Source organism: Pseudomonas corni, from assembly GCF_057128765.1.
In genome coordinates, this window is sequence record NZ_JBSKHW010000007.1 from 220,056 (window position 1) to 235,258 (window position 15,203).

At 60.3% G+C, this 15,203-nt stretch carries 11 protein-coding genes; 4 read left to right on the plus strand and 7 right to left on the minus strand.

Features of this window, described 5'->3' with window-relative positions:
• Positions 1 to 212: 212 nt before the first annotated feature.
• Positions 213 to 1,436 (plus strand): MFS transporter, encoded by a 1,224-nt coding sequence (locus tag ACWKV9_RS13490; protein ID WP_483836608.1) that lies wholly within the window; start codon positions 213 to 215, stop codon positions 1,434 to 1,436.
• Positions 1,437 to 1,613: 177 nt separating this feature from the next.
• Here ACWKV9_RS13490 and ACWKV9_RS13495 read toward each other — a convergent pair whose 3' ends face one another.
• From ACWKV9_RS13495 to ACWKV9_RS13510, 4 genes are read right to left on the minus strand one after another with little or no spacing between them, the layout of a single operon-like run.
• Positions 1,614 to 2,636 (minus strand): aldo/keto reductase, encoded by a 1,023-nt coding sequence (locus ACWKV9_RS13495; RefSeq protein WP_483836609.1) that lies wholly within the window; start codon positions 2,634 to 2,636, stop codon positions 1,614 to 1,616.
• A 46-nt stretch (positions 2,637 to 2,682) separates the two neighbouring features.
• Positions 2,683 to 4,473 (minus strand): ABC transporter ATP-binding protein, encoded by a 1,791-nt coding sequence (locus ACWKV9_RS13500; protein ID WP_483836610.1) that lies wholly within the window; start codon positions 4,471 to 4,473, stop codon positions 2,683 to 2,685.
• A complete protein-coding gene (locus tag ACWKV9_RS13505) occupies positions 4,470 to 5,489 on the minus strand; it encodes an ABC transporter permease (RefSeq protein ID WP_483836611.1) in 1,020 nt (339 codons plus the stop codon). Before ACWKV9_RS13505 ends, ACWKV9_RS13500 begins: the two co-directional genes overlap by 4 nt.
• A 3-nt stretch (positions 5,490 to 5,492) precedes the next feature.
• A complete protein-coding gene (locus ACWKV9_RS13510) occupies positions 5,493 to 6,512 on the minus strand; it encodes an ABC transporter permease (RefSeq protein WP_483836612.1) in 1,020 nt (339 codons plus the stop codon).
• Positions 6,513 to 6,820: 308 nt separating this feature from the next.
• Here ACWKV9_RS13510 and ACWKV9_RS13515 point away from each other — a divergent pair, with 308 nt between their 5' ends.
• The 3 genes from ACWKV9_RS13515 to ACWKV9_RS13525 all read left to right on the plus strand — a co-directional run bounded on the left by ACWKV9_RS13515 (position 6,821) and on the right by ACWKV9_RS13525 (position 11,603).
• Entirely contained in the window at positions 6,821 to 8,410 is a 1,590-nt protein-coding gene (locus ACWKV9_RS13515) for an ABC transporter substrate-binding protein (RefSeq protein WP_483836613.1), read from the plus strand.
• A 48-nt stretch (positions 8,411 to 8,458) separates the two neighbouring features.
• Positions 8,459 to 9,691, plus strand: a complete 1,233-nt coding sequence (locus tag ACWKV9_RS13520) for an SfnB family sulfur acquisition oxidoreductase (protein WP_483836614.1) — start codon at positions 8,459 to 8,461, stop codon at positions 9,689 to 9,691.
• 319 nt (positions 9,692 to 10,010) lie between these two features.
• On the plus strand, positions 10,011 to 11,603 hold the full coding sequence (locus tag ACWKV9_RS13525) for an ABC transporter substrate-binding protein (protein WP_483836615.1): 1,593 nt from the start codon (positions 10,011 to 10,013) through the stop codon (positions 11,601 to 11,603).
• Here the strand turns inward: ACWKV9_RS13525 and ACWKV9_RS13530 are convergent.
• The 3 genes from ACWKV9_RS13530 to ACWKV9_RS13540 all read right to left on the minus strand — a co-directional run bounded on the left by ACWKV9_RS13530 (position 11,600) and on the right by ACWKV9_RS13540 (position 15,175).
• Complete coding sequence (locus tag ACWKV9_RS13530) at positions 11,600 to 12,784, minus strand: JmjC domain-containing protein (protein ID WP_483836616.1); 1,185 nt, start codon at positions 12,782 to 12,784, stop codon at positions 11,600 to 11,602. The genes ACWKV9_RS13525 and ACWKV9_RS13530 overlap by 4 nt on opposite strands.
• A complete protein-coding gene (locus ACWKV9_RS13535) occupies positions 12,777 to 13,838 on the minus strand; it encodes an LLM class flavin-dependent oxidoreductase (protein ID WP_483836617.1) in 1,062 nt (353 codons plus the stop codon). Before ACWKV9_RS13535 ends, ACWKV9_RS13530 begins: the two co-directional genes overlap by 8 nt.
• Positions 13,839 to 14,008: 170 nt before the next feature.
• The gene (locus ACWKV9_RS13540) at positions 14,009 to 15,175 is read right to left on the minus strand and encodes an LLM class flavin-dependent oxidoreductase (RefSeq protein WP_483836618.1); all 1,167 of its coding nucleotides are present in this window, start codon (positions 15,173 to 15,175) and stop codon (positions 14,009 to 14,011) included.
• Positions 15,176 to 15,203 lie beyond the last annotated feature (28 nt).

Sequence of the window (15,203 nt, forward strand, 5' to 3'; positions counted from 1 at the left end):
GAAACTAATTTCGTCCACATAGATCGTTACGTTCTGAGTTTATGACGGGGCGCTGATTGACAGTACACAGTTGATTGAGCAGCCTGTGCGCCGAAATCAAACACCGCGGACAACGAAACCCGAAAGTGTTGCTGGCTCAACAGCAGTTCAACAATAGTGGTTAATACCGCAACTCTTATTGTCTCGTATCGCCTGCCGGATATATTGATTAAATGTCTGCCCTCACGCTGTGGTTGGATAACTTCGCCCCCTTGCGATCTGCACCGACCCGCATTTATCTGTCGGGACAGGCGATTTCCATGATCGGCATCTGGTTGCAGCAGACCGCCATGGCGCTACTGGTCTATCAACTGTCCGGCGGGCAGGCTTTTGCGCTTGGGATCAGCGCGCTCTGTTCGAGCGTACCAATCCTGTTGTTCAGCATGTTCACCGGCGGCCTGGCGGATCGCTACGACCGCCGCAAACTGTTGATTGGCTGTCATCTGCTGGAGATCGTGCTGACCTTCATCATTGCCGCGATGATTCACACCGAGCAGGTACAACTGAGCCATCTGTTCGTGTTCGCCTTTCTGATGGGGTGCGTCAACTCGGTGTACTTCCCGACGCAGCAAGCCTTTCTGTTCGATCTGGCGGGCCTGAACAATATCCGCAAGCTGATCAGCCTCAACTCGATGATCCTCAATGTCTGCCGCACGCTGGGGCCGACCCTGGCCGGTTATCTGGTGGCCCAGGTGGGAATGTCTGCAGCGTTCTGGGCCAACGGCTTTTCATACTGGGTGGTGATTATTTCTCTGCTGTCGCTGCATGCCATCCAGCAGACCCGCCCCAATGCCAGCGAGCAGGCGACTTTGGGCGAAGCCATCAGGCACATTCGCGACACCCTGACCTTGCGCAATATCTACATCTGCTGCGCGGCGCTGACCATGTTTGGCCTAGGGAGCCTGGCACTGCTGCCCGCCGTGGCGCATGGAGATCCGCAACGCACCGGCCTGTTGCTGGGGGCGGCTGCGTCCGGTTCATTGGTGTACGCGTTTTTTCTGTCGCCGGTGATCAGCCACATCAAGCGCATGGGCCTGACGCTGTCGTTGACGCTGATCTGGATGGGCGCGTGGCTGGTGGTGTCAGCGCTGACGCAGTGGCTGTTTTTGCAGTTGATCGCGCTGTTCATGTTCGGGCTTGCAACGTCGCAGGCCATGGTGACCTGTACCAGCATGGTGCAAATTCTCTCGCCGCCGGCCATGCGCGGACGATTAATGGGGTTGTTCAGCATCATTGGCTTTGGTTTGCAGCCGTTGGCAACGCTGATCGGTGGCTACATGGCCGATCGCCTGGGAGTGGCCACCACCATTTCCTTGTGGGGTCTGGTGGCAGTCACAATTGCCAGCTTGCTTCTGGCACAACCGCAGTGGCGCAGCTGGAACTTGGCAAAAACCTGAGTGCGGGTTGCGTCGCCGCCTGCCCGGTCCTCATGTTCGCTGCAAGCGCAAACCCCAGTAGGAGCGAACTTGTTCGCGAAGCGTCATGCCTGACACACCGCATCAAGCGCTCGCCAACAAGTTGGCTCCTACAGAGGGACCGTTCCCAAACGCGCGGGAACGATTGTGATCGGCGCATTAAACCCGCGATTTACGGCCGGCAAACGGGTGGCTTGGGTCGTTGTAACCCGGTGTCGATGAATGCCCGGTGATGACCAGATCGTCGATGAACGCTTCATCTTCTGCGGTGAACGCGTAATTCAGCGCCGGTACGTAGTCATTCCATTGCTCTTCGGTACGCGGCCCGGCGATGGCTGAGGTGATCAGCTGATTGTTGAGCACCCAAGCCAGCGCAAACTGACCCGGCGTAATGCCACGGGCCTCGGCGTGATCCTTGACGCGCTGCGCCAGGTTCAACGACTCCGGACGCCATTCGGTCTGCTGCAGACGCTTGTCGTTGCGACCGGCACGTGTGCCCTCGGACGGCGGCTGGTTCGGGTCGTATTTGGCGGTCAGTACGCCACGGGCCAGCGGGCTGTAGGACACCACTCCAATGCCGTAGTACTCGGCGGCCGGCAAATGCTCGTTTTCAATCTGACGGTTGGCCAGGTTATACAACGGCTGGCTCGCCGCCGGACGCTCGATCCCCAGCAAATCCGCAGTGCGGCTGAACTCGGCCAGCTTCCAGCCACGGTGGTTAGACAGGCCATAGGAGCGGATCTTGCCCGCGCGGATCAGGTCCGACAACGCGCGCAAGGTTTCTTCAACCGGCGTGCTGTGGTCTTCGCGGTGCAGATAAAACAGGTCGATGTAATCGGTGTTCAGCCGTTTGAGGCTGGCATCCACCGACTGGATCACGTTGTTGCGCGAGGCGCCGCGATCATTCGGGCCCAAAGCGCCAGGGTTGGGGTTGACGAACTTGGTCGACAACACCCACTGCGAACGGCGGTCGGCAATCAGGCGGCCGACTGTTTCCTCGGAGGCCCCGCCGTTGTAACCGTTGGCAGTGTCGATGAAGTTGATGCCCTGCTCATACGCCTTGTCGACAATGCGTTTGGCAACGCTGTCGTCGGTCTGCCCGCCGAACATCATGGTGCCCAGGGTAATGGGCGAGACCTTGATGCCGTTGCGGCCCAGATTTCGGTACTCGATAGCGCTCATATTCACTCCCTTAATGGTTTTTCATCGTTTATTGAAAGCAACACAACTAAATCGCAAAACGCGACAGCAACATGGCCACCGGCAGTTCCTGCCAGGCCGAATCGGCATAGGGCACGGTTTCTTCGTCAGCCACCGAGTAACGGGGCACGGGCACCGAGCCAATCAGTTTTTGAGTGTAAGCATGGCGGGCGTTTTTCCAGATCGCGTCATGGGCGCCCTCCTCGACAATCTTGCCGTCGTGCATCACCAGCACGCGATCGGCCATGTACTTGACCACCGACAGATCGTGGGAAATGAACAGGTACGACAGTCCGAATTCCTGCTTGAGGTCGGCGAGAAGATTGAGAATCTGCGCGCGCACCGACACATCCAGCGAAGACACCGCTTCGTCGAGAATCACCAGCGATGGCCGCAGGATCAATGCCCGCGCCACGCCGATGCGCTGCCGTTGGCCGCCGGAAAATTCGTGGGGGTATTTCCACACCGCTGAGGCTGGCAGCCCCACTCGATGAATGATGTCGAAGATGCGCTGACTGCGAGTCTGCGCCTCTTTTTCGCCGTGGTTTCTCAGCACGCCGTCGAGGATGCGGTACACGCTGTGCTTGGGGTTGAGCGATCCATAGGGGTCCTGAAACACCATTTGCACAAATGGCCTGTGTGTACGCAGCTGTTTCTCGGATAAATGAGCGATATCGGTGCCATTGAGCAGGATCTGCCCGGCACTTGAGCGGATCAGGCCCAAAATGGTTTTGCTCAGCGTCGACTTGCCGCAGCCTGACTCACCCACCAGGCCAAGCGTCTCGCCGGGCCGTATCTGGAACGACACATCATCGACCGCCGTCACGACGCCCTGACTGCTCTTGTATTCGGTGCGCAAGTTGCGCACCTCCAGAATTGGCCGGTCGAGCGCCCCGGTGTGGGCGTCACGGGTAGTGAAATAGCGCGGATGGCTGTGCAGATCGAACTCGATGATGCCGCTGTTACCCTTGCGCACGTTGATTTCCGGCAGCGAGGCATTGGCGTAGTGCGAGTCGGTGTCGAGCCGCAGGGACGCACCCAGCAATCCTTTGGTGTACGGGTGCTGCGGCGCGGTGAAGATCGCTTCCGTGGTGCCGGACTCGACGATCAGGCCGTCGTACATCACCGCCACCCGATCCGCCCACTGGCCGACGACGCCCAGGTCATGGGTAATCAGCAGCAGGCCCATGGCGTACTCTTCGCTCAGGTCCTTGAGTAATTGCAGAATGTGCGCCTGCACCGTGACGTCCAGCGCGGTGGTCGGTTCGTCGGCGATCAGCAGGCGCGGGTTACACGCCACGGCAATGGCGATCATCACCCGCTGGCGCTGCCCGCCCGACAGATTGTGCGGGAAGTCATCCAGACGCGCCGCCGCGTTGGGAATGCGCACTTTCCTTAACAGGCTCAGGGCTTCGATGCGTGCGTCTTTACGCGAAAGACCACGATGGCGACGCAACACTTCGCCGATCTGCTCGCCCACGCTGAGCACCGGATTGAGCGAGGTCATCGGGTCCTGAAAGACCATGGAAATGTCGTTGCCGCGCAGCCCGCGCATCACCGGATCGCTGATCACCGACAAGTCCAGCCCGTCGAAATCGACCTTGCCCGAGATCCCGGCGCGCCCGCCCAGCAGGCGCATGATGGCCATGGCCGTTGTGGATTTACCGCAACCGGACTCGCCCACCAGCGCCAGAGTTTCACCGCGCGCCACCGTAAAACTCACGCCTTTGACGGCCTGATAGTCGCCGTAACTGACGCGCAGATTGGAAACGCTCAGCAACGGCTGACTGTGGTCATCGATATTGGCTACAGCGTTCATGCTGTTCTCCCGCGCAGTCTTGGGTTCAGGGCGCTGATCAGGGCGTCACCCACCAGATTCAAACTAAAAACAGTGATTACCAGCGTCAGGCCGGGGATCGCGGTGAGGTACAGCGCGCTGCGCAGCATGTCCCGACCGCTGCCGATCATGCTGCCCCAGCTGATTTTGTTCGGATCGCCCACGCCCAGGAACGACAGCGAGGATTCCGTGAGAATCGCAGACGCCACGATCACCGAAGCGGTGATGATGATCGGCGGCAATGCGTTGGGCAGGACTTCACGAAAGATGATCCAGCGGGTGCTGTAACCCACCGTGCGCGCCGCCAGGACGAAATCGGCACTGAGCAGCGCACGAAACTCTGCCCTGACCAGTCGGGCGACGGTGTCCCAGGACGTCAGACCAATCACCACCGCGATGATGCTGACGGTCGACTGGGTAATCGAAACCACCACCACGACCAGCAAAAACGAGGGGGTGGTCTGGAACAGCTCGATCAGCCAGGTCAGCGCGCGGTCGACCCGTCCGCCGAAATAACCGGCGAGCGCGCCGATCAGGGTGCCTATCAACACGCTGACCAGCGCCGCCGTCACGCCAACCAGCAGCGAAACACGCGCACCGTGGGCCAGGCCTGCCGCCAGATCTCGTCCCAATGCGTCGGTGCCCAGTGGAAACTGCCAGTCTTCGCCGGGTGCCAACAGCGGTTGCGCGGCCATGTCCAGCGGATCGCCGGGGTAGAGATAGCCTGCCGCCAGCGCCACCAGCACGATCAGGGTCAGGACGCTGATGCCCGCCACCGCGCCAGGGGAATGCAACAATGCATAGGTGATGGGCCAGCGGCTCTGGGGCGAACGCTGTTCCTGGGCCAGGGAATCATCTTCGGCCGACGAACCTTTGCCAGCCGGCGCGAAACGTCCGAGCAACGCCACACTCAGCTGTTGGCGCCATGAGCTGTCCGGCAGGCTGACCGGTGCAGAAGGCGCGCGGTCGAGAATCGGGTTGGGGGTGTGGGCGCTCATCGATCAGGCCCCCTTTGTGCGGGCGGCGATGCGCGGATCGAGCCGGGCGTGGAGCAGGTCCACCAGAATATTGGCGACGATCACAATGAACGACGACATCAGCAGAATACCCAGCAGCACCTTGTATTCGCGTGCCTGCACGGCTTCGAGCGTCAGCCGCCCGATACCCGGCCAGCCAAATACCGTTTCCGCCACCGCCGCCCCGCCCAACAGCCCGCCAAGGTGCGCGCCGGCGATGGTGGTCAAGGGCAACAGGGCATTGCGCAACACGTGCCGCCAAGTGATACGCCACGGCGACAACCCCTTGGCCCGCGCGGTACGCACGTAATCCTGCGTCAGTACTTCAAGCACCGAGGCGCGGGTCAGACGGGCGTAAATGGCGACGAAGAAACTGGCAAGGGTCAAAGCCGGGAGAATCGCGTACTGCAACTTGTCCACGAACTTGTCCACGCCGGTCAGGCCCGCGCCGATAGTGCCGTCGCCGCCGCTTGGCAGCCACTCAAGCTTGACCGCGAACAACACGATCGCCATCAGGCCGATCCAGAAGCCCGGGGTCGAATACAGTACAAATGCGATCGACGACAGCACCCGATCCGGCCATTTGCCCTTCCACAGGGCCATGACCACTCCCAGGCTGACACCGACCACCAACGAGATCACCAGCGCCAGCCCCATCAACAACAGGGTGTTGGGCAGTCGCTGGGTAATCACGTCCATCACCGGGATGCCATAGCGCGGCGAATCACCGAGGCTCAAATGGCCGAGTTGGTTGAGGTAATCGCCAAATTGCGCCAGCGAAGACTTGTCCAGCCCGTATTGCTGGCGCAGCAAGGCGGTGGTTTCCGCCGTCGCCGACCCAGCTTCCGCGACCAGTGCATCTACCGCATCGCCCGGCACCATCTGGAGCAGGATGAAGTTCAGAACAATCACCCCGACCGCGGTTGGAACAGCCCGAAACAATGGTCCGCGAAATCCTGAATGAAGGATGTGATTAATACGCTGATAGAAAATACTGGCCGGCATCGGGTTCTCTACAAACAATCGCATTGAGCGGGTACTGTTTTAACGGCGAACACTAATACAGGAATTTGATAAACCGAACACCAGCAAAAAAGTTCTAAACTTATTATCTCCTCAGGTATTGAAACTGCACTTAACGTTATAAGACCGCACTTGAATAACGCCGAAACTATCCGCTAGGCTCGCGATTCTGTTCTGACGCCCAACAGAACATCGCCCTACCCTCCTTTTTATAAAACGCCGGTTCGGTTCTAAACATAGAACTCAATAGCCGTGCGCTTCTTACTGACTCGTTTTACCAAAGGTGCAGCATGTCGTTAACCAGAAGGACGTTTATCAAGGACTCGATGATCCTCGCGGCCGGTATCGGAATGTCGGGGCATGTGTCAGGGGTGTTCGCCGCCGTCGATGGCAAACAGACGCTGGTGGTATCGCAATACCCCGAACCCACTGTCCTGACCAACGCGCTGACCACCGACGGAACCATTTACACCGTGACCAGTAAGCTGTTTGACGGCCTGCTGTCCTACGACGCACAACGCCAGCCCGTACCGCGACTGGCCACCGACTGGCAGGTCAGTGCCGACGGCCTGGTCTACACCTTCAATCTGCGTCAGGGCGTCAAATGGCACGACGGCCAGCCCTTCGGTGCCGAGGACGTCGCGTTCTCCCTGCAAAATATCTGGCGCAAATTCAACTCCCGAGGCATCACCACGTTTGCCCCGGTGAGCAAGGTGGAAACGCCGACGCCATTGCAGGTGGTCCTGACGCTGTCGACACCTGCGCCCTATCTGCTGAGCGCGCTGTCATCCACCGATGCACAAGTCTTGCCCAAACACCTCTACGACAGCGGCAACCCGCTGGCGAACCCCAACAACATCAAACCCGTGGGCACCGGCCCGTTCAAGTTCGAGCGCTGGGACCGTGGCGTGTCGATCAATCTGGTGAAAAACGAGAACTATTGGGACACCGGCAAACCGCATCTGGACGCGCTTATTTTTCGCATCATTCCCGACCTGACGGCGGCGTCGGCGGCACTGGAAACCCAAGCCGTACAACTGGCGTCGGTGGCGCTGAGCAACGTCAAGCGCCTGCGCGGCGTGCCGCAATTGCAGGTCAGCGAAATCAGCGCGCCCTACTCACCCGGCCTGGTGGGCTTCGAATTCAATCTGGAAAAGCCGGTATTCCAGGACGTGCGGGTGCGTCAGGCGTTCGCCCACGCCGTGGACCGCGATTTCATCGTCAAAAACATCTACTTCGGTTTTGCCCAGCCAGCGGTCAGCGCGATCCCCGCCAGCATGAGCGACTTCTACGACGACAGTGTGCCGCGTTACCCCTTCGACCTGGCCAAAGCCGAAGCCCTGCTTGAAGAAGCAGGCCTGAAGAAAGGCGCCGACGGCATACGCCTGACCGTGTTCAACGACCCCAACCCAGCCAATGAAACCCAGCAGATCGCCCATTACCTGCGCAGCAATCTGGCGAAGATTGGAGTCAAGCTGGTGATTCGCTCCCAGGACTTCCCCGAGTACGTCAATCGCGTCTACACCCGCCGCGACTTCGACACCACGCTGATCAGCGCCACCGCCGGGCCCGATCCGGTGATGGGCACGCAACGGTTTTATCACTCCTCGAACTTCAAACCCGGTATCGCGTTCTCCAACGGCGCGCGTTATGCCAACCCCAGGGTCGATCAATTACTCGATCTGGGCCAGGGAGAGCTGGACCCGGTCAAGCGCAAAGCCTGGTACGGCGAATTTCAGCAGATCGTGCTCACCGACCTGCCGAAGATCCCGCTCGTATCCCCCACCGTAGTGGTGGTTACGCAGAAGCAGTTGAAGGATTTTTTCAACTCATCGGAAGCGCTGTACGGAAATTTCGCCGACGCAAGCTATCAGGCCTGAATGACCTGCGGCTGAACCGTTGATGCTCCCAAGGAACAGGACTCACCCATGACCGATACCGGATTTGCCGCACCACGCTTTATATCCTCCGAACCGCAGCACCGACCGGTGGTTGCACCGACAACGGCGGCGCACGTGATTGCCAGTGAGAATGAGGCGGTGGAAATCGCCCAGCGACTGGCGGCGCGATTCAAAAACACTGCGCAGCTGCGTGACATCGAGCGCCAATTGCCGTGGCAGGAATTGGAAGACTGCGCGCGCAGCGGTTTGCTGGCGATCCGCGTGCCGCGTGCCTATGGCGGCGTTGAAGTGTCGTACCTGACGTTGACCAAAGTGGTGGCGATCATCGGCGAGGCCGACGCCTCCATTGGCCAGTTGTTGCTGAGCATTATTCTGGCGTGCAGCGTAATCGAAGCGGTGGGCCGCGAAGAACAGAAGCAGCTGTTCTTTGGCAAGATTCTCCAGGGCTATCGCTGGGGCAACGGCCATGCGGAGGGCGGCAGTCTGCCGGCGGGCACCACGCGCACTCAGATCACTCGCGAAGGCGATCACTACCGGGTCAACGGCTCGAAGGCGTATTCCACAGGGGCGCTGTTTTCGCAGCTGATTTCCATCGGTTGTGTGGACGAGGACGGTCTGTCGAAAACTGCCGTGCTGGACCGTTATGCCCCTGGCCTGACCATCATCGATGACTGGGATGGTTTCGGTCAGCGCACCACTGCCAGCGGCACACTGCTGCTGGACAACGTACGCGTCGAGCACAGCCATGTACTGAACACCGAACTGGGTAAAACCCAAGCCAATACCTACGGCATTCCTGACTTGTTTCACAGCGCGCTGGACCTGGGTATCGCCCGCGCTGCGTTTGCCGACACCCTGAGTTACGTCCGCGAGCATGCCAGGCCTTATGCGCGCACTGGCGTGACCGATGTGGCTCAAGATCCGTATGTGCTGGAAATCATCGGTGACCTGCACACCCGGATTCATGCCGGAGAAGCCGTGCTGGAACGGGCGGCGGCGTTGTTCGATCAGGTCACGGCCGAGCAAGGACCGGGGCCGTCGGCGAAGGTGTCCTCGGCATTGGCGGCGGCAAAAATCCTCACCACCGAAGCCGCGTTGCTGGCCAGCAACAAACTGTTCCAGCTCGGCGGCGCCAGCTCTACGCGCCTTGAATACGGCTTCGATCGCCACTGGCGCAACGCCCGTACTCACACCGTTCACGACCCAGTGGCGTGGAAATTCAATTTGATCGGCAAATACCATTTGCTTGGGCAGGGTTGACGGCCTGTATTCATGTTGGAGGCTTGTCCGCGAAGCTGACTCCTCGGTATGCCTGACACACCGGACGCTCAGCTTCGCGGGCAAGCCTCGCTCCAACGGAGTTTGCGCGCGTCGCGATGCCGCTTCTGCCCGGAGGGCGTAGGAGTCTGGCTTGCCGACGATGGGCTGCGCAGCGGCCCCAAATCCTGGCACCTCGGTACTTCAGACATACCGTGTTCTCAGGTGTTGCTGCCGGTACCCAGCAGATCGTCTACAGCTGGACTCCTACGCCTTCCGGGCAGAAACGTCATGACTAACGATCAATAAGGAATCAACCCACATGGTGACGCGACGTACATTTCTCGGCTATTCGCTGGCTTCCACCGCTGCGGTCGGTTTGCTCGGACAGCGCCTGGCTTTCGCAGACAGCGCAGGCGGCACACTGATTATTGCGCAAAACCCTGAACCCACGGTGTTGACGACCGGCCTGACCACGGCGCCGGCAACTCAGCTGATTTCGCCGAAGATTTTCGACGGCCTGCTCTACCTCAGTCCCACCAACGGCCCGCAGCCCCAGCTCGCCGAAAGCTGGAGTTTCAGCCCCGATGGCTTGCAGGTGACCTTCAAGCTGCGCCCCGGCGTGCTGTGGCACGACGGCAAGCCGTTCACCTCGGCGGACGTCGCGTTTTCGGTCATGGAGGTGTGGAAGAAATACAGCTCCCGGGGCCGCTCGGCGTTCCCCAACGTGCAAAGCGTCGACACCCCGGACCCGCTCACCGCCGTCTGGAACCTGTCCAAACCCACGCCATATTTGCTCAGTGCTCTCAACGCCCGCGACTCGCAAGTGCTGCCCAAACATCTCTACGCTGACACCGACATCCTCAACAATCCGGCCAACACCGCACCCATCGGCACCGGACCGTTTCGGGTCAAAGAGTGGGTGCGCGGCAACTACCTGACCCTGGAGCGTAACCCCCATTACTGGCAGTCAGGCAAACCGCTGCTGGATCAGGTGATCTATCGCTTCATCGCCGACCCGTCTTCGGTATCGGCGGCGCTGGAAACCGGCGCCGTGCAGGTGGCCTACGCCGACACCCTGTCCAATAGCGAAATAAAACGCCTGAAAACCAACCCGGTACTGACTGTTTACGACCGTTTGAACACCTACGGCGGCACCGGCATCATGGCGCTGGAATTCAACCTGCAACGGCCGGAATTCCAGGACATTCGCGTCCGTCAGGCCTTCGCCCACGCCATCGACAAGGAGTTTATTCTGAAAAATATCCTGCTGGGGCAAGGCACCACCGCTGACTCGCCGATCCCGAAGAACTTTCCGCAGTTCTACAGCGCCGATGTGCCGCAATACCCCTTCGATCTGAAACGTGCCGAAGCGCTGCTGGAAGCCGCCGGCCTGACAAAGGACAAGGACGGCATTCGCTTGCGCATCAAGAATGACCCCAGTCCTTCAGCGGTGTATCAACAGACCGCGAACTTCCTGCGCAGCACCTTCGCCAAGATCGGCATCAAGCTGGAGATCCGCAATCAGGATTACGCCCAGTTCATCGACCGCGTGTACGGCCGGTACGATTTCGACACCAACCTGTCCCCCGCCTCCACCGCGCCGGACCCAGCCATCGGCCTGCAGCGTTTTTACTGGTCCAAAAACATCCAGTCAGGCGTTGCATATTCCAACGCCACCCACTATTCCAGCGCCGAAGTCGATGGCTTGCTGGAGCAGGCGCAAGTCGACAATGATCCGAAACGCCGCTGGGATCTCTATCACCAGGTGCAGACCAAAGTACTGGAGGACCTGCCGCGCATTCCGATCATCTCAAGCGAAGACGCATTGCTGGCGCGCAGCACCGTGCTCAACCTGACGGACTCCACAGGCGGCGGCTTCATTGGCAATCTGTCTGAAGTGCGTCTGGCCTAACGCGGCACCAATGGCCTCAGCGCGTGGGCCTTGACCAGCAGGTCCAGCAACTGACGCAGATCGCGACCGGCAATCTGCGGCAACGCGTCACTGAGGCAGTGCAGATTGAACACGGTTTGTCGTTGCTGCAGCCAAACGATGGCAGGCCGCAGCACATCAGGCATTTCACTGTCCAGCGTGACGCGCGGGCGCCAGTCCTGATCAAGGGCATTGACCTGCAATCGCGGTCGCAACAACCCATTTGACGCCTGCGGGCTGTCGGTCCACGTGAGATGCGAGCCAGGCACTCGCAGTAATTCCGACTCCTCGGCCGAAGGCTCTGCGTTCCAGCGCAAAACAGGGGTGACGGCGTTCTCGCTCAATCGCCCTGCCAGCTCCGAGAACAGCGCTTGCACGTCAGCTTTGTCGACGTCGCCATACAGCGGCAGACGCCAGCGCGGATCTCCAATCAGCCACGGCTTTAACCAGCCCAGCAGTACCTCAGCCACCACGGGCGGGCGGATCACGATACTCAGCGACAGTGATGGCGCCTGAGCCTCGGTTTTATGCCAGGTCCCGCGCGGCAGATACAGCACCGAGCCTGGCTGCATCTCTTGGGTTTCAAAGGTCGCATGCGCTGGATCGGGAAAGCCGTCACGCGCCTGTTCGTAGAGGTTTTCCACGGCCACCATGTCCGGCCCGAACTGGGCGCCATAGGGCAGCGGGATCTCGGTCATGGGCGCGAAGTGAAAGGTCTTGCGGCCCAGCAGCTGGATGGAAATCACTTCTTCGGCGTCGTAGTGACAAGACACGCCGTCGTCACCGGCAGAGGCGAACGCGCTGAGCCTGGCGCTGCCGGTCGCGACCCCGAGTTCACGCTCCAGTTGACGCAGAAAAGCCGGCGCGCCATTGAGGGTGCCAGCCACGTCCTGCAGGTACACGGTGAGCCCCAAGTGCACCAGGCTGGCGGCGTTGGCATGACTGTCAAAGGTCTGCGGCGAGCGTAAGCCACGACCAAACGACAGCGGGCCTCGATAGCGGTCGGCCAACGACTCAAGGCTGTTCAACAGCGGCTGTTGAAACAGCGCAGGCAATCGGCTCAACGGCCCGTGCTCGACCCGAATCGCCGATGGCCACGCCGCGCCTTCCGGTATCAAGGTGTTAACGCCGAACATCTGCCCAATGAGGCTTGATTCAGGCATGTCTGGCCACAGCGGAGCGCACCAGAGGAATCACGTCAAGGCCGAAAATCAGCGTGTCCGGCACCGGATCGAAACCGCGAATCAGGAATTTATCGACGCCGATCTTGTGGTATTCGAGCAACGCATCGGCCACCTGTTGCGGGGTGCCGACCAGTGCGGTCGAGTTGCCGTGAGCGCCGGTGGCAGCGGCAAATTCGGTCCACAGGCGTTGATCCAGTACCGCGCCTTGGGCTGCGGCGTCGCGCAATCGCTGGGAGCCGACGTTTTCATTCAGCGTCGGCGCCGGTGGATATTTGGCCTTCGCCGCAGCTAACAGCTCGCGGCTGCGGGCCCAAGCGGCCTCTTCGGTGTCGGCCACCAGCGGCCGAAACGCCAGCAGGAATTTGATCTGATCCTCGCGTCCGTATTTGGCGGCCGCCCTACGCACGTTGGCGATGGTTTCCGCCGTTTGCGCCAGAGACTCGCCCCACAACGCATACACCTCGGCATGCTGGCCTGCGACCTCGAACGCGGCTGCCGATGAACCGCCGAAGAAGATTGGCACGCCCTCTGGACGCACCGGTTTGACGGTCGACAGCGCGCCTTTCACGCGGTAGTAATCGCCCTGATGATCAAAGGGCTGATCGCTGTGCCAGACCTTTTTCACCACCGTCAGGTACTCAGCGGTGCGCGCATAACGTTCGTCGTGGGCGAGGAAATCACCGTCGCGCTGTTGATCGGCATCGGTGCCGCCGCTGATGACATGCACCGCCAGCCGACCGTCGCTGAACTGATCCAGCGTTGCCAATTGCCGCGCGGCCACGGTCGGGGCGACGAAGCCCGGCCGATGGGCAAGCATCACCCCCAGCCGTTCGGTGTTGTGCAGCACGTAGGCGGCGATCTGGTTGTTGTCCGGCCAGGTCGCGAAACTGCCGATCAGCAAGCGATCAAAACCGTTGGCTTCGGCAATCTGCGCCAGGTTCTTGATATACGCCTTGTCGATGATCGGGCCGCTGGCCTCGATCACCTCGGCACCGCTGCGGCTGCTGGTATGGCCGATGAACTCCAGACTCATGATGTGCTCCTGATGAATAGATGATTGACCATTTTTCAGTGGATCACCGCCGCCGCATCTTCTGTAGAGCCAACTCGTTGGCGAGGCGACTGGAAATGGTCATTCAGCCAAAACCGCCTCGCGAACAAGTTCGCTCCTACAGTTCAGCTGCGCCGCTGTGACCCGTACGATCACACCCTCAAACCCGCTTCCTTGAGCAGCGGCAAGATGCGTTCGCCGAAGTGCTTCAGGTCCACCGCGAAGTCGTGGAAATTCAACTGCACGCCGTCGATCCCTGCCGCTTTGAGCGCCACCAGTTGCTCGACCACCTGCTCCGGGGTGCCGACGATTTCGATGTTGCCGCCCAGCCCCAACCCGGTATTGCGCGAGCCTTCCGCGCGGCCGCGCCAGGCGTGGGCGTCGCTGGCGTACGCCTTGTGGTTGCCGAACGCGCCGGGTACTTTGTTGCCGACGATGCCTTCCAGGTACTCCCGGGTCTCCTGTTCGGTGTCGCGGCTGACGATGATCGGATTGATGATCGTGCGCACTTCACGTCCAAAATGACGGGCGCGGGCCTTGATCTTCTGCACGTGGGCCGGGATGTCTTCCAAGGTTTCGCGAATGCCCGAACCCGATGAATTGGTGATGAAGATCAGGTCGGACTGGCTGGTAGCGAAATCAATGCCCGCCTCGGAACCGGTGGCGGTGACTAGTATCGGTCGGCCATACAACGGCTTGGGCGTGATGAACCCGTCCTTGATTTTCCAGCCGTGCTGCCCCTCGTAGGTGAAATTCTCGTTGCTGCTCCACAACGTGTTCAACACGTCGAACAGCTCACCCGCCAGCTGATAGCGCTGGTCGTGCTCGATTTGCGGACGACCGAACATCTCATGCTCCACAGGCCGGTGCCCGGTAACAATGTTGATGCCCCAGCGGCCCTTGGCGATGTGGTCCAGCGTCGCGCCGTATTTGGCGATGTGCAGCGGATGCAGCGGTCCGTACAGCACATGAATGGTCGAGACCAGCATGATGCTTTTGGTGATCGCCGCCATGGCCCCGAGAGCAATGAACGAGTCCAGCGACGCTTCGCCGTCATAACCGCCCTTGGGCAGCCACTGCGTGCGACTGAACGCCAGCTCGAACCCGAGCGCTTCCGCCTGCTGAACGATTTTGGCGTTGTAGTCGAACGTCCAGGTGTTGGACGTCGGGTGATTGGTCAGGCGGATGTCCTGCATGTTGAGAAACACCCCCAGCAACAACGGTTGCTTGAGGGCTTTGCTCAACGGGCTGTCGGCATGGTCCAGCGGTGCAGGAAAGGCCGACCGTTCAAACGATGGGTTGAGTTGTGGCTGAGCCATTTCGGTGTCCTGTTCTGGATCGGTTGAA

Coding starts and splice junctions, on each gene's coding strand:
- ACWKV9_RS13490 (WP_483836608.1), top strand. CDS start 213: ATGTCTGCCCTCACGCTGTGGTTGGATAACTTCGCCCCCTTGCGATCT.
- ACWKV9_RS13495 (WP_483836609.1), bottom strand. CDS start 2,636: ATGAGCGCTATCGAGTACCGAAATCTGGGCCGCAACGGCATCAAGGTC.
- ACWKV9_RS13500 (WP_483836610.1), bottom strand. CDS start 4,473: ATGAACGCTGTAGCCAATATCGATGACCACAGTCAGCCGTTGCTGAGC.
- ACWKV9_RS13505 (WP_483836611.1), bottom strand. CDS start 5,489: ATGAGCGCCCACACCCCCAACCCGATTCTCGACCGCGCGCCTTCTGCA.
- ACWKV9_RS13510 (WP_483836612.1), bottom strand. CDS start 6,512: ATGCCGGCCAGTATTTTCTATCAGCGTATTAATCACATCCTTCATTCA.
- ACWKV9_RS13515 (WP_483836613.1), top strand. CDS start 6,821: ATGTCGTTAACCAGAAGGACGTTTATCAAGGACTCGATGATCCTCGCG.
- ACWKV9_RS13520 (WP_483836614.1), top strand. CDS start 8,459: ATGACCGATACCGGATTTGCCGCACCACGCTTTATATCCTCCGAACCG.
- ACWKV9_RS13525 (WP_483836615.1), top strand. CDS start 10,011: ATGGTGACGCGACGTACATTTCTCGGCTATTCGCTGGCTTCCACCGCT.
- ACWKV9_RS13530 (WP_483836616.1), bottom strand. CDS start 12,784: ATGCCTGAATCAAGCCTCATTGGGCAGATGTTCGGCGTTAACACCTTG.
- ACWKV9_RS13535 (WP_483836617.1), bottom strand. CDS start 13,838: ATGAGTCTGGAGTTCATCGGCCATACCAGCAGCCGCAGCGGTGCCGAG.
- ACWKV9_RS13540 (WP_483836618.1), bottom strand. CDS start 15,175: ATGGCTCAGCCACAACTCAACCCATCGTTTGAACGGTCGGCCTTTCCT.